Source organism: Enterobacter cloacae complex sp. S2 (assembly GCF_015159675.1).
Classification (GTDB): domain Bacteria; phylum Pseudomonadota; class Gammaproteobacteria; order Enterobacterales; family Enterobacteriaceae; genus Enterobacter; species Enterobacter intestinihominis.
On sequence record NZ_JADDTS010000070.1, the window covers coordinates 1 to 222 of the forward strand.

Below are 222 nucleotides of genomic sequence, written 5' to 3' on the forward strand. Positions count from 1 at the left end.
CCAGATTTTTAAAGAGCAAATATCTCAAACATGACTCGCAAGTCAGTTTTGAGATATGACGGCAGGTGACTTTCACTCACGAACCAGCAAGTGGCGTCCCCTAGGGGATTCGAACCCCTGTTACCGCCGTGAAAGGGCGGTGTCCTGGGCCTCTAGACGAAGGGGACGTACAGTCTCAATCGCAAGACGCCTTGCTATTTACTTTTCATCAGACAATCTGTG

1 tRNA gene is annotated in these 222 nt (G+C 49.5%); it reads right to left on the reverse strand.

The annotated features are described in order from the left end of the window. Window positions 1-91 precede the first annotated feature (91 nt). Window positions 92-167: transfer RNA gene (locus tag IPZ49_RS22610), tRNA-Glu, on the reverse strand. Window positions 168-222 lie beyond the last annotated feature (55 nt).